Annotated in this window: 12 protein-coding genes; 3 read left to right on the top strand and 9 right to left on the bottom strand. The window is 60.7% G+C overall.

Annotation, left to right across the window (positions count from 1 at the left end; all coding sequences use genetic code 11):
• The first annotated feature begins 77 nt into the window (after positions 1 to 77).
• Entirely contained in the window at positions 78 to 941 is an 864-nt protein-coding gene (locus tag IVB45_RS38315) for a LysR family transcriptional regulator (RefSeq protein ID WP_247360753.1), read from the top strand.
• Positions 942 to 956: 15 nt separating this feature from the next.
• Here the strand turns inward: IVB45_RS38315 and IVB45_RS38310 are convergent, their stop codons facing one another.
• The 8 genes from IVB45_RS38310 to IVB45_RS38275 all read right to left on the bottom strand — a co-directional run bounded on the left by IVB45_RS38310 (position 957) and on the right by IVB45_RS38275 (position 9,700).
• On the bottom strand, positions 957 to 2,009 hold the full coding sequence (locus IVB45_RS38310) for a phenylacetaldoxime dehydratase family protein (RefSeq protein ID WP_018458442.1): 1,053 nt from the start codon (positions 2,007 to 2,009) through the stop codon (positions 957 to 959).
• A gap of 15 nt (positions 2,010 to 2,024) precedes the next feature.
• The gene (locus IVB45_RS38305) at positions 2,025 to 2,762 is read right to left on the bottom strand and encodes an ABC transporter ATP-binding protein (protein WP_247360751.1); all 738 of its coding nucleotides are present in this window, start codon (positions 2,760 to 2,762) and stop codon (positions 2,025 to 2,027) included.
• On the bottom strand, positions 2,759 to 3,538 hold the full coding sequence (locus IVB45_RS38300; protein ID WP_247360749.1) for an ABC transporter ATP-binding protein: 780 nt from the start codon (positions 3,536 to 3,538) through the stop codon (positions 2,759 to 2,761). Before IVB45_RS38300 ends, IVB45_RS38305 begins: the two co-directional genes overlap by 4 nt.
• Positions 3,535 to 4,764: a branched-chain amino acid ABC transporter permease gene (locus tag IVB45_RS38295; protein WP_247360746.1), complete on the bottom strand. Its 1,230-nt coding sequence runs from the start codon at positions 4,762 to 4,764 to the stop codon at positions 3,535 to 3,537. The genes IVB45_RS38300 and IVB45_RS38295 overlap by 4 nt, the downstream gene beginning before the upstream one ends.
• The gene (locus IVB45_RS38290; protein WP_247360745.1) at positions 4,736 to 5,656 is read right to left on the bottom strand and encodes a branched-chain amino acid ABC transporter permease; all 921 of its coding nucleotides are present in this window, start codon (positions 5,654 to 5,656) and stop codon (positions 4,736 to 4,738) included. Before IVB45_RS38290 ends, IVB45_RS38295 begins: the two co-directional genes overlap by 29 nt.
• Positions 5,657 to 5,694: 38 nt before the next feature.
• The gene (locus IVB45_RS38285; RefSeq protein WP_247413208.1) at positions 5,695 to 6,861 is read right to left on the bottom strand and encodes a branched-chain amino acid ABC transporter substrate-binding protein; all 1,167 of its coding nucleotides are present in this window, start codon (positions 6,859 to 6,861) and stop codon (positions 5,695 to 5,697) included.
• Positions 6,862 to 7,251: 390 nt separating this feature from the next.
• The gene (locus IVB45_RS38280; protein ID WP_247360740.1) at positions 7,252 to 8,610 is read right to left on the bottom strand and encodes an MFS transporter; all 1,359 of its coding nucleotides are present in this window, start codon (positions 8,608 to 8,610) and stop codon (positions 7,252 to 7,254) included.
• Between the two features lie 100 nt (positions 8,611 to 8,710).
• On the bottom strand, positions 8,711 to 9,700 hold the full coding sequence (locus IVB45_RS38275; RefSeq protein WP_247285549.1) for a nitronate monooxygenase: 990 nt from the start codon (positions 9,698 to 9,700) through the stop codon (positions 8,711 to 8,713).
• A gap of 114 nt (positions 9,701 to 9,814) precedes the next feature.
• Between IVB45_RS38275 and IVB45_RS38270 the strand changes: the two genes are divergently transcribed.
• Positions 9,815 to 10,762 (top strand): LysR family transcriptional regulator, encoded by a 948-nt coding sequence (locus IVB45_RS38270; RefSeq protein WP_018458434.1) that lies wholly within the window; start codon positions 9,815 to 9,817, stop codon positions 10,760 to 10,762.
• Here the strand turns inward: IVB45_RS38270 and IVB45_RS38265 are convergent.
• The gene (locus IVB45_RS38265; RefSeq protein ID WP_247360738.1) at positions 10,728 to 11,615 is read right to left on the bottom strand and encodes a LysR family transcriptional regulator; all 888 of its coding nucleotides are present in this window, start codon (positions 11,613 to 11,615) and stop codon (positions 10,728 to 10,730) included. The two genes, IVB45_RS38270 and IVB45_RS38265, sit on opposite strands and share 35 nt — an antisense overlap.
• A 106-nt stretch (positions 11,616 to 11,721) precedes the next feature.
• Between IVB45_RS38265 and IVB45_RS38260 the strand changes: the two genes are divergently transcribed.
• Positions 11,722 to 13,221, top strand: coding sequence for a CoA-acylating methylmalonate-semialdehyde dehydrogenase (locus IVB45_RS38260; RefSeq protein WP_247360736.1), 1,500 nt, complete (start codon positions 11,722 to 11,724; stop codon positions 13,219 to 13,221).
• Positions 13,222 to 13,238: the final 17 nt, after the last annotated feature.

The raw sequence follows: 13,238 nt of genomic DNA, 5'->3' as shown, positions 1-13,238 counted from the left end.
GCGGCCCACATTGGTCGTTAGGATGTTTGTGACGACATTCAAAATGTTGCCGCTGCTGGCTTCAAGAGTGGACTGGAATGGATCTCTCCGATCTCAAAGTGTTCGAGACGGTTCTGCGTCTTGGAAGTATCAGCCGTGCGGCAACGCAGCTGTGTACTGCTCAATCCAAAGTCACAACTCGTATCCGAGTGCTTGAGGGCAAGCTTGGCATTTCACTCTTCGAGCGTCACGCACGGGGCGTAACGCCAACCCCGGCAGCCCACAGGGTCCTCCCCTATGTCGCTAGGCTTTCAAAACTTGCCGCGGATGCCCGAGCTGCGGCACGGGATGATGGTGTGCCGAGGGGCACTCTGCTGATCGGAAGCCTCGAGACGACCACCGCGTTGCGATTGTCTCCGCTTCTGCCAAGGTTTGCCAGCGCCTGTCCCCACGTCCAGCTCACGATCACGACCGGAAACACTACACGCTTGTTGAATGACGTCCTCGAGTATCGTCTCGACGGCGCGTTTGTCGCGGGCCCGGTCGATCACCCGGACCTGCATCAACGGCCTTTCTTCCACGAGGAGCTCGTGCTGGTAACGGCCCCTTCGGTCCGGACAAAGGACCTGGCTGCCATCGGGCCCTTTAAGATGATCGTCTTTCAGACCGGCTGCTCTTATCGCACCCGTCTGGAGACGATGCTGATGGAAATGGGGATCACTCTGTCCGAGCCGCAAGAGCTTGGTTCTCTCGACGCCATCATCAGTTGCCTCTCCGCCGGCCTTGGTGTCACCTTGATGCCGCGAGGTGTCATTGCAGCTGCCGCCCGGGACGGCAGGGTCGCTGCGCATGCGTTGCCGCCTTCCCGGACGGCCGTTGAGACGGTGTTCGTCTGGCGAAAGGATGTCTATGTATCGAGCGCGATGACAGCCCTGTTCGATCTGATCGAATCCTGGCCGTAACTCGAGCCGTCCAGCCTAGGACCGCCGCTCGCCTTCGAAGTAGTTCAATAGGCCCGTGCCTGGTGCGCAGTTGACATACTCGAAAAGCTGGTTGTTCTCCGGCAGCACGAAGACTTCATGCCAGGTTCTGAGCTGGTTCTTCGCGCCGAACTTGCGGTAACGGGCCATTGCGGCGCGGAAGATCGCCCCGTGCGACGGATGATGCTCAGCCCAGTTCTCCATGTGGCCGAGCGAGAGAAAATATCCGAGCGCATGAGTCTCGAGCTCGGGTGCCCCGCCGACATCGCATGTTTGCTGAAACCGCAGCGAGCAGCAACCCGTTGCCTCAGGACTTTCGCGCAAGAAGTCCATTCCGCGTTCGAGGGGAGCTCGCAGGTCGCGCATGTAATCTTCGGTTTGGTCGGCATCGCAGCGCCCCCAAAAGGCCGCCGATCGAATGACGGTGAGGTTCCGGGGCGTAGCGATCCGCCACCGATTGGACCTGGTCTCGCGCGGCGTCGCCGATGGGAGCTCAGGCAGCGCCGACGGCAAGGGATCGACCGCGGCGAGTGGGATCCGGTCGCGCATCGCGCCGTAGTAGCCGCAATACGGTGTCGGATAGAGCGCCACTTCGTTAGAGCGACTCATTCCGGCTGGATAATCGTTCCAATACAGCGTCTCAAGGCGCTCGATCGGAACGGTCAAGCTCTCACGGAAGTAGCCCGTTGCCTCCGAACACCTCGCCGAATCGTTCCACCAATTTGCCACGCGACTATCTTCGAGCCAATCATCACGACGGGTCCGGTCAACCCAATAGCTCGCAACCACATGCGTATAGAGGCCGTTGTGATCGACGAACCACGCATGATCGTGCACGTGCGGGCCGTTCGGCAGGCTGACGGCTTCGGACATCCACCGTATGAAGCCGGACTTGTAGACGGCTTCCGCGTTCGGTCCCTGGATGCCGTGAAATGCAACACACAAGGCGTCGCATTTGCGTGGGAAACCGACGGACCAACGCTGGACCACCGGCTCGAAACCTTTCGGCTTACGCAGCGGATTGATCCGCTCCAACACCTGAAAATTCATAGCGAGCTCCGTTCCCTAGTGGATTCCAAAATATGCCTTGTGAAGCTCGGAGTTCTCTTTCAAGAGTTCAGCGCTTCCTTTGGCGACAACGAGTCCTTGTGCCAGCACGTAGCCGTAATCGGCCACGTCGAGCGTTTGACGCACGTTCTGCTCGATCAGCAGAACCGAAAGTCCGGCTGTCTTCAGTTGTCGGACTATTCCGAAAACCTCCGAGACAAATAACGGCGACAGTCCGAGCGAGGGCTCGTCGAAGATCACGAGTTCCGGATCGGCCATCAGCCCTCGCGCGATGGAGAGCATCGACCGCTCACCGCCGGACAGTGTTCCCGCGAGCTGGCTTCGCCGCTCCTTCAGACGCGGGAACACCTCGAACATCTCCTCCATCCGGGTCGCAACGCGCCTGTCGTCACGCATGATCAATCCGCCCACCTTGAGGTTATCAAGGACGCTCATGCGCGGCATCACGCGATTGCCTTCTGGGACCGTCGCGATCCCGAGGGCCGCGATCTTGTGGGTAGGCATGTTTGTAGTCGCTACGTGCCCAAAGCGAACCTCGCCTTTCCGGATCCGGGTCAACCCGAGGATGGCCCGGATCAATGTGCTTTTGCCGGCGCCGTTGGCCCCCAGGATGGCCGTTACCGTACCGGGCCTGACCTCGATGGTCACGTTCTTCAGAACGTCAGCGCGATCGTAGCCGGCGTTGATCGCATTGGCCGACAACGTCCGCGCCGCGGTTCGTCGCACGCTGATCATTGCCCTATCCCGAGATAAGCTGCCTGCACTTCGGGGTCGGCTATCAACCCGTCAAAACTGCCTTCGAAGACTTTTCGGCCGAAATTGAGCACGATGCAGCGATCGGAGACACGCCGGATAACGTCCATTTCGTGCTCCACCAGGACCACGGCGAGTTCCGGCATCTCGGACCTGAATGCGAGGAGATCGTCCATGAGTTCGCGCGTCTCATCCGGGGTCATACCGGCGGAGGGCTCATCCAGCAACAGCAGGCGCGGCCTGCCGATTAGCGCCCGGCAGATCTCGATCCGCCGACGATCGATCATCGGGAAAGAGCTCACAGGCTGGAACAGCCGGTCGGCAATCGCGGCGTTGAAGCGGGACGCAATCTCGCGTGCGCGATTGACCGTCTCCCGCAGCTCTCTGCCCCACCGCGCGCGCCGAAACAGATTTGTAAGGAGACCGAGATCGCAATGGCAGAGGGCTCCGACCGCAATATTGTCGAACACGCTCTGATCGAGCATCAGCCTCGATCGCTGAAAGGTTCGCGCGACACCGGCACGACCGATCATCTGGGGCGCACAGCCAAAGAGGTCGCGGCCATCGAGCCGGATCGTTCCCGCGTTCGGGTCGTAAAGTCCCGTGATGACGTTGAAGAATGTCGTCTTGCCCGATCCGTTGGGCCCGACCAGCCCGATCGTCTCGCCGCGGCCGATTTCGACGTCGAAACGGTCGAGCGCGACCAGCCCGCCGAATGTCTTGGTGAGACCGGAACAATGCAGCAGAGTGCTACTCATTTTGGCGCTCCGTCGATGAAGCGGGACAGGTCCCTCACCGGACGTGGCAGGATGCCGCCCGGGCGGAACAGCAAGATGACGAGCACGAGCAAGGCGAACAGCAACAGGCGGAATTCCTGGATCGACTGCAGTTTTTCCGGCACTTCCAGGATGATCAGGGCGGCTACGACGGAGCCCCACAAATTGCCGATTCCGCCCAGCACCACGATTGAGAGCATCAGCAGGGAGTCCCCGAGGCTCGCGCCGTTGGGTGTCACGAACCCGTTCATCATCCCGTAGAGCGCTCCAGCCATGCCGATGATGGCGTTGCCGAGGACAAAGCCGACGACCTTCCACAGCCGGATCGACAGGCCGAACACCGCCGCGGCGGTCTCATCGCTGCGGACAACGTCCAGGGCGATGCCGACCCACGAGTTTTCCAGACGACGGACGAGGATGAACACGAGGCCGAACATGCAGACCGAGAGCGTTGCATAGGGCAGATAGAACGACACGCTCCATGGACCAATCTGTTTGAGCCGGGCGAAATCGAGCCCCATGATCGAGAAGCTTCCGATCTTCAGCCCCTGGGGCCCGCCGAGGACGTCGTTGACTTCGAGCCAGGTCCGCAGCAGCACGCCGAATGCGATCGTCACGAGCGCGGCATAGTGCCCGCGCGTTCGCAGCACCGGCAGCAACAGCACGAGGCCGATTGCACCCGTCACAATCGCGCCGATCAACGGCGCAAATGTGCGCGGAACGGTGGTGTATGCAGTCACTAGGGCGGCCGTATATGATCCCACGACGAAGAAGGCCGCGCCTGCGAAGTTGGCGATGCCGGCGAATGCTAGCTGCAAGTTGAGAGCGATGCAGGCAGTGGAGAAGATTGCTACCGTTGACAACATGAGAAGCGCGTAGTGATCGGCGTGAAACAGGACAATCAGGATCAACGCACACAGCAATGCCATGCCATTGGCAACGCCTCGGTAGTCGCCGCAGGTGGCGGCAATCTCCCGGCCGATCTGCGTTCGATCCGACACTCCAAACGCCAGAACGAAGGCTGCGAGCAAGGCGAGAACGACGGGCTGGGATTCGGCGTGCATCATCACGCCGCCGCCGGAAAACAGGAGCGCCACCACGGCTGCGACGAGGGCGCGCGGATGACGACGAATCCCCGGGACGGAGAGCGAGGGAGCCGGGCTTGAAAGGCTGCTCATGTCACACCCGTTCGCTGCGCTGTTCTGCAATGATTCCTGTCGGGAACAACGCAATCAGGATGATGATGACGGCAAAGGCCACCACATCGCGATAAGCGCTCGAGATCGGCATCGCCACCACAACCAGCGTCTGCACGCCGGCGAATAGAAATCCCCCGATGATCGGCCCGATCAGGCTTCCAAGTCCGCCCACCACAGCCGAGGCGAATCCGATGATGCCGAGCAGAACGCCCATGTTGAAGCTGATCTCGCGGTAATACAGCCCGAGCATGCAGCCGGCAAAAGCGGCGAGCCCCGATCCCAATGCGAAGGTCCCCAGCACCACGCGCTGCTGGTCGATGCCTGCAAGGCGTGCAACCTCGTCATCCTGGGCCACGGCGCGGATCGAGAGCCCGAACCGGGTGCGGGTCACGAACAGATGCGTTCCCACCACCAACAGCAGTCCGGCACATACGATGATCACACTATCGATACCCACACTGAAGGAACCGGCATTGATCATGCCACTCGGCAACAGAGCCGGAAACGGCTTCGGGTTGCCGCCGTTGGGCACGCCAAGCCGGATGGCCTCGCGTAGCACGGTGCCGGCCATTAAGGTCGCGAGCAGCACATTGATGCTGGGGGCGCCGCGCAAGGGGATCACAAGAATCCTCCCGATCACGATGCCCGCGAGCGCCCCGGCGCCGACCGCAGCCGCCAAACCGGTGAGCAAGGCCAGCGCAGGGGGCAGCGCAAAGAGAGCTCCCGAAACGCCGGCGGCTCCCAAGGCTGAAAAACTTCCGAGCGTCACGACGTCACCATGCGAGAACTTGATGACGTCGAGCACCCCGAAGAAAAGCGAAAATCCAACGGCGATCATTGAGTAGATCACCCCCAGCATGAGGCCGTTGAACAGCTGCTGCGCTACGATCCCGATGTCCATCAATGTCTCCGCACGCTAGGGCGACGCATGACGTCTGGTCAATTGAGGCGGAGTTTTCGTTTGCTGGCGGCATATTCGCTATCCGGCCAATAGACCCATTTACCATCCTGGGCGACATAGACGTTGGCCCTCAGAATGTTCTGCCTGTGGTCGTCGAAATTGATCTCGCCGACCAGCGACTTGTATGCCTTGGTCGTATTGAGCAGGTCCTTGACCTTGGCGCGGTCGGGGCCAACCTTCTCGATCGCATCCATGATCAGAGTAGCGGCGGAGTAGGCGAAGGGGCCATAGGCGTCCGGGTCTTCGCGAAAGCCCGCCTTGGCGTATGCGTCGAGAAACGCTTGACCCTGCTCATATTTGGTGATGGGAGCACCGTTGTGGAAGGAAATCGTTCCTTCCGCCGCGGCACCTGCGCCTTCCAGGAAGCCTGCGTTCATGATGCCAGAGACGCCCGCAAGCTGAGCGGTGACACCGACCCGATCCATTTGAGCCCGCAATCGGACGCCTAGCGGCGTCAGGCCGCCCACCATGATCAGATCTGGCTTCAGCTCCTTGATCTTGGTGAGCTCAGCCGTGAAGTCCTGCTGATCCGGGCTGACCGGAAAAGTCGCGACGATCTCGCCGCCGGCCAATTTGAGATATTCGCTGAAATATTTGTTCTGTCCCTTGCCGTAGTCGGTGGTGTCGTGAACGACAACATATTTCAGGAAACCCTGCTTGGTGAGGAACTCCGCTGCGAGCTTGCCTTCATTGATCATCGTCCCGTTGACGCGATGAATTTCGTGGTAGTCGTTGCCATAGGTGATCTCGGGCAGGATGGCGCCCCACACCACGACCGGCAATCCGAACCGGGCATAGGTATCAACCGTCGCGATGCCTACGGCAGAGCAATAGTGGGTCACACCGGCGATGATGCTACGATCCGATGCGGCCTTGGTTGCGACCTGGATGCCGATATTCGGCTTGCATTCGTCGTCCAAGGTGACGAGCTCGAAAATGTACTTTGCCGATGGGTCGGCGTTTCTCAATTGCACGGCCAACTGCGTGGAATTGCGGCCCCCGATACCGGGAGCTGAATTCCCGCCCGACAATGGTCCAATAAACGCAAGCTTTACGGTCTCCTTGGCCAAGACCGGAACTGTTCCGGTCGCCACCGCGACCAGCGCGCCGCATGTCAGCAGCAACAATTTGTTTATCAGCTTCATTGGCAATGCCCTCCCCTGCTCGGAAAAACTGTATCCATCCCGCACGAGCGAGACAGTGCGAATTTTCGCAAATGGGCGTGCGCAACGGAGCACGAGCAGGTGGACCGGCGATGATCGCCTACAATCAAGACAGATTGCTGCTGCTTTGGGCAACGGGTTGCCTTCGACGAGGCGGATGCGGACGCAAAAAAACACCCCGTTGCAATCGGCAACGGGGTGACTGGGTCGCAGGACATCTGCGACAAGTCGAGGGAGGTAGTCTTCGCAATCACGACAGCCAGGGGCTCATCGCAGACGTCGAATTACTCCTTCATACCATCGCCACGGCAAATTCCCGCGGGGTGTTCGTGCAAAGGGTCTTGCACGAACACCTTGATGGCAATTGGCGGCTCATGCGATCTGGCGGCTGGCTGCCGGTGTGTTGCCGAATTCACTGGAAAGGTCGACTGCGACAGTCTTAGGCAGGCAGAGGACATTAACCGCCGCGGTCATCAGTGCGATCGCGATGGGATAGATCAGGCCGGCGTAGATGTTGCCGGTGTAACTGACGAGCGAGAGGCTGATCAGCGGAACGAAGCCGCCGAATATCCCGGTGCCGATGTGATAGGGAAGCGACAGCGAAGTATATCGCAGCCGCGCCGGAAAGAGCTCGACGAGAAATGCGGCATTCGGCCCGTAGACCAGCGCTACGAAGATGAGTTGCGCCAGGATTAGCGCGGTGACGACCACGTAATTGTGCGCAGCCGTGGCGCTTGCAATCCCCATGTAGATGGGGACGTAGAGCGCGGCGGCGAGCAGCAGGCCGGTGACAATCAGCGGGCGGCGTCCGATGCGGTCTGACAGGGCTCCGCTCACGACGATCAGGGGCGTGCCAAGGGCTAGAGCAACGGCGACGCAGACATTTGCCGTCAGGAAGTCCACCTTGAGAACGCTCTGCAGGAAATACAGCGCATAGAATTGTCCGGTGTACCACACGCATCCCAGACCCGCCGTCGCGCCGAAGAGAGCATAGAGCGCATAACCCAACCCTTGTCTCGTGCCAAAACTTTCGCGAACCGGCGCGCGCGAGACCTTGCCGGCCTGGCGCATCTGCTCGAAAACGGGCGATTCGCTCAGCTTCAGACGAAGATAGACCGAAAACACGACGAGAAGTGCAGACAGCAAGAACGGGATACGCCAGCCCCAAGCACGGAAACCTTCCTCCCCGAGCGATAGCCGACACGCCAGCACGACCAGAATTGCAACGAAGAAGCCCAAGGTGGCTGTGGTCTGGATAAAACTGGTGAAGAAGCCTCGACGGTTTACCGGTGCATGCTCAGCCACATAGATGGCAGCGCCACCGTACTCGCCCCCGATGGCCAAGCCCTGTACCAAACGGAGCAAGACCAACGCGACAGGTGCAGCAAAGCCGATAGTTTCATATGTCGGCAAAAGGCCGACCGCGGTGGTCGAAATCCCCATTAAGATAAGTGTCAGCAGAAACGTGTGCTTGCGTCCCAATCGGTCGCCAAGACTGCCGAACAGGATGGCACCGAACGGCCGGATGACGAATCCGGTCGCAAAGGTCGCAACACTGATCAAGACGGCGGCGGTGGGATCATTGGCGGGGTAAAAAAGGGTCGAAAAGAACACGGCAAGGCTTCCATAGAGATAGAAGTCATACCATTCGATAACCGTGCCTGCACTTGAGGCAAGCACCACCGTCCAGATGCTCAGGTTCGGGGCGTCCGCTTTAGATTCGCTCATCATATCTCTCCATCGGCCTTGTTGGGCACGTGTTTTCCCGGGCGCGCGCGCCGCAGCGCACGCCCCTTCTCCACCCGGCAATACGTAGAAAGTTGCGGACCCGTTAGGCCGCGATAGAATTTCGCGTCGGCGCATAGCGCGCAAGACATGCGCTTGCTTCTGCCGAAATTCGCTTCACCAGCTCACCGGCGGTTGGAATGTCGTTGATGAGACCGATTGCTTCTCCGACCGTGACATTGGCCGTATCGTAGTCGCCGGAGACCCACGCCTTCTCGACGCGCTGCAGCTCGGCTTCTTGCAGTGTGCGCAGCTCGTCTTCCCGGCCATGCCACCTTTCGATGAAGCCGTTCTTCATCAGGCGTCCAGTGTACTCAGAGGGCCAAGCCTTTTTGCGGACAACGTCGTAGACACGTGTCCGGATCGTTTCATCGCCGGTGGCTGCCAGCACCTTTTCCTTGGCGTTGCGATGAATGACCGATTCTTGCGTGGCCCAAAACCGCGATCCGATCAAAGCACCGTCGGCACCTAGCATTAGCGCGGCGGCGAGACCGCGCCCGTCAGCAATGCCTCCGGCGGCAAGAAGGAGAACGCGCGGCGCTCGTTGCGCGATCATATCGGCGACTGCAGGAACGAACGGCATCGTCGAGCGCGCCGTGAGTCCGTGGCCGCCGGCCTCCGTACCCTGTGCGATGATAACGTCCGCGCCGACGTCGATCGCCCGCTGGGCATGCTCGAGCGTATGCGCCTGACAGATCAGGGGGATGCCGGCCTGCTTCACTTTCGGGGCATATGGCGCAGGATCCGAGAACGACAGCATGATCGCTTTCTTGTGCCGCTCCAGAGCGAGATCGAGCAGACCCGGATCGTTCGCCAGCGCCCAGGTGATGAATCCACAGCCGACGTCCGGCCGGCTCACCTTTGCGGACTGTTCTTCGAACCAGGCGCGGTTGGCATAGCCGCCGCCGAGAAGGCCGAGAGCACCTGCCGCGGAAACCGCGGAGGCCAGCTCGCCGCCGGAGGCCGGATCCATCGGCGCCAGCACGATCGGGTGCTCGAGCCCAAAAAATTCGGTCAGTCTCGTCTTGATAGCCATGTCTCTTCCTCTCCTAGGCTTATGCCCGTCTCGGATGCTGGGAAGCTAGATTGGCTGTTGACAACATAAAAGTGATTATTATTGATCAGAGTCATCATTCCGGGAGATGACCACATGGACAGCACGGATCTGAATTTCTTTTCCGCGGTCGCCACGGCCGGCGGAATCGGCCGCGCCGCCCACAATCTCCACACTGTGCAATCGAACGTGACCCAGCGAATTCGAGCGCTGGAGAACCAGCTCGGTGTCCGACTTTTTGATCGGTCCAAGAAAGGCGTTACGCTCACCTCCATGGGCAACAGGCTGCTTCCTTACGCCAAGCGCATCAGCGATCTGTTGGCCGAGGCGCATTGCGCAGTGAAGGACGAGGCGTGGCCGGGCGGGGAGCTGCGCATTGGATCAATGGAGACGACGGCGGCGTTGCGCCTACCACCGTTGCTCACCCATTACGGCATCGCTTATCCCGATGTTGACGTCCAGATCGAGACAGGCCCGACCGCAGCGCTGGTCGACTGCGTATTGTCTCGGAAGCTTGACGGAGCTTTTGTCTCTGCACCGGTCACGCACGGTGAACTGACCTGCACACCGATCGTGGAGGAGGAGCTGGTGCTGATCACGCCGCCGATGGTGACGTCCCCCCAACACCTCGGCAAATTCCTGGCTTCGGGAAGCGGCCGGAAGGTGATCGTGTTTCGTGCCGGTTGCTCCTATCGACAGCGTCTGTCCGAATATCTTGCGCATCGTGGTTTCGTCGACCTGCGCTGGATGGAAATGGGAACGCTCGACGGAATCATCGGTTGTGTGGCGGCTTCGGTCGGGCTGTCATTGGTGCCGCGCGTCGTCGCTGATTCTGCCGAACGACAGGGCTTGATCCGCCTGCATTCGCTGCCGAACGGGACCGGCAGGGCCACCACGGTTTTCGTTCACCGCAAGGACGCATTCGTGTCCTCCGCCCTGCGGGCGTTCATGGAATGCGCCGGATCGGGAACGAACCAAACAGCCCCGCCCGAGCAACCGGCAGTGGCGCTCAAGCAGCCTCGAAAGACGACCTCGCCGCCTTGACTGATGCCACGATAAAGCGATGCACTTCTGCAACCCGCCGCGTTTCGTGCGTATCGGGATGCGACGTCAGCCAGTAATTCCGCACGAAACGAATGTCGGGAAGCAGACGCTGCAATTCGGGATAGCGCTGGGCCACGTAATCATGAAGGATTCCGACGCCGTGTCCACCACGAACGGCCTCCATCTGCGCAACGACGCTACCGCATTCATAGCGTCGCGACATGAGCCGGCCGAGCACTGAGGCATAGTCCAATGCCCTGCTGTAGACGAAATCCTCGACCTGGGTGACGAACAGGCGGCCGGCAAGATCGGCCTGCGTCTTGATGGGACCCTCGCGCGCGAGATAAGCATCAGCAGCATAGACACTGAGCGTGTAGTCGGTGAGTTTGGACAGGATCAGCTTACCCTGCTTGGGCCGGTCCAGCGTGATCGCAACGTCGGCCTCGCGCCTTGACAGGGAGAATGTGCGCGGAAGCGGCACGAGTTGAATGACAAGGCCCGGGTGCTTCGCGGCCAGCGCGCCCAGCCGATCGGCCAGGAAGTAGTTGCCAAGCCCGTCCGGTGCCCCTACGCGCACGGTTCCGGTGAGGGCCTCGGCGGCGCCTCCAATGCTCGATCCCACTTTGAGGAATTCGCTCTCTGCGCGCTCGGCAGCGGCGACAAGCGCCTCGCCCGCCGCCGTCAGCGCGCACCCTGTAGTGTGTCGTTCGAGCAGTTTGGCATTCAAGCTACTCTCCAGCGCGGTCAGTTGCCGGGCGACCGTTGCATGGTTCAGCCGTAGGCTTTTCGAGGCCTTCAGAATCTGGCCGGCACGCGCCACTTCTAGGAATATCCGAACGCGCTCCCAATCCATTGACTACACTTTCTGCACAACGGAGCCGCGAATTCGGCCGTTGATGCCGCATTTTTATGCGCTGCATATCTGGCTCGATCAAGCATCATGTTAGGGAGAACAGCCAATGCCCGTGACTATTCTGAACTTCATCAATGGCGAGCTGGTGCCGAGCCGGGGCCCTCGCACCGCGCCGGTTTACAATCCCGCGACCGGCGAGCAATCGGCAACGCTCGGACTTGCCACGACGCAAGACGTGCGGTCGGCCGCTGCAGCCGCCCGCAAGGCCTTCCCGGGCTGGGCAAACACACCGCCACTGCGTCGTGCTCGTATTCTCAACCGTTTCCTGCGGATCATGGAGGATCGAATCGATGAACTTGCCCAAGTGATCACCGCCGAACACGGCAAGGTGCTTTCGGACGCGAGGGGCGAGATCCAACGCGGCATGGAGGTGGTGGAGTTCGCGACCGGCGCGCCGCAACTGCTCAAGGGAGAGATCACCGAGAATGTCGGGACCCGTGTCGACAGCCACTCGCTGCGTCAACCGCTCGGGGTGGTCGCTGGCATCACGCCATTCAATTTCCCGGCAATGGTCCCGATGTGGATGTTCCCGGTTGCGCTGGCCTGCGGCAATACGTTTATCCTCAAGCCATCAGAGCGCGATCCCTCGGCCTCGCTCGTGCTTGCGCAGTGGCTGAAGGAGGCCGGGCTGCCCGACGGCGTGTTCAACGTCGTGCATGGCGACAAGGAAGCGGTGGATGCCATCCTAACGGATCCCGATATCGTGGCGGTCAGCTTCGTCGGCTCGACGCCGATTGCGCGATACATCTATGAGACGGCGACCAGCCACGGCAAGCGCTGCCAGGCGCTGGGCGGCGCCAAGAACCACATGATCGTGATGCCTGACGCCGACATGGACCAGGCCGTCGACGCTCTCATGGGCGCGGCTTATGGCTCCGCCGGCGAGCGCTGCATGGCGATCTCGGTAGCCGTTCCGATCGGCGACACCACCGCCGATCGTCTGATCGAAAAGCTGGCGCCCAAGGTCCGCGCGCTTAACATTGGTCCCGGTACCGACCCCGAGGCCGAGATGGGCCCGCTGGTGACGAAACAGCACCTCGACAAAGTCCGAGGCTATATTGACGCCGGCGTTGACGAAGGCGCGAAGCTGATTGTGGACGGGCGCGATTTCCATCGCCAGGGCTACGAGAAGGGCTACTTCATCGGCGGCAGCCTGTTTGATCGCGCGACCACGGACATGAAGATCTATCGCGAAGAGATCTTCGGACCGGTGCTCGTGGTGGCCCGGGCCAAGTCTTATGACGAGGCGGCCGACATGATCAACCAGCACGAGTTCGGCAACGGCACCGCAATCTTTACCAGGGATGGCGATGCGGCGCGTGAGTTTGCGCATCAGATCCAGGTCGGCATGGTGGGCATCAACGTACCGATCCCGGTGCCGATGGCATTCCATTCGTTCGGCGGATGGAAAGCCTCTCTGTTCGGCGACCATCACATGCATGGCCCCGAGGGCGTTCGCTTTTATACCAAGCTGAAAACGATCACGACCCGTTGGCCGACCGGCATCCGGGCCGGCGCCGAGTTCGTGATGCCGACGATGTCCTGAGCTTCTCCGAATGGAAG

Origin of the sequence: Bradyrhizobium sp. 4 (assembly GCF_023100905.1) — a bacterium.
Classification (GTDB): Bacteria; Pseudomonadota; Alphaproteobacteria; order Rhizobiales; family Xanthobacteraceae; genus Bradyrhizobium.
This window is presented reverse-complemented; position numbering and strand designations above follow the sequence as displayed.

Coding starts and splice junctions, on each gene's coding strand:
- IVB45_RS38300 (WP_247360749.1), bottom strand. CDS start 3,538: ATGAGTAGCACTCTGCTGCATTGTTCCGGTCTCACCAAGACATTCGGC.
- IVB45_RS38290 (WP_247360745.1), bottom strand. CDS start 5,656: ATGGACATCGGGATCGTAGCGCAGCAGCTGTTCAACGGCCTCATGCTG.
- IVB45_RS38315 (WP_247360753.1), top strand. CDS start 78: ATGGATCTCTCCGATCTCAAAGTGTTCGAGACGGTTCTGCGTCTTGGA.
- IVB45_RS38265 (WP_247360738.1), bottom strand. CDS start 11,615: ATGGATTGGGAGCGCGTTCGGATATTCCTAGAAGTGGCGCGTGCCGGC.
- IVB45_RS38260 (WP_247360736.1), top strand. CDS start 11,722: ATGCCCGTGACTATTCTGAACTTCATCAATGGCGAGCTGGTGCCGAGC.
- IVB45_RS38285 (WP_247413208.1), bottom strand. CDS start 6,861: ATGAAGCTGATAAACAAATTGTTGCTGCTGACATGCGGCGCGCTGGTC.
- IVB45_RS38310 (WP_018458442.1), bottom strand. CDS start 2,009: ATGAATTTTCAGGTGTTGGAGCGGATCAATCCGCTGCGTAAGCCGAAA.
- IVB45_RS38275 (WP_247285549.1), bottom strand. CDS start 9,700: ATGGCTATCAAGACGAGACTGACCGAATTTTTTGGGCTCGAGCACCCG.
- IVB45_RS38280 (WP_247360740.1), bottom strand. CDS start 8,610: ATGATGAGCGAATCTAAAGCGGACGCCCCGAACCTGAGCATCTGGACG.
- IVB45_RS38270 (WP_018458434.1), top strand. CDS start 9,815: ATGGACAGCACGGATCTGAATTTCTTTTCCGCGGTCGCCACGGCCGGC.
- IVB45_RS38305 (WP_247360751.1), bottom strand. CDS start 2,762: ATGATCAGCGTGCGACGAACCGCGGCGCGGACGTTGTCGGCCAATGCG.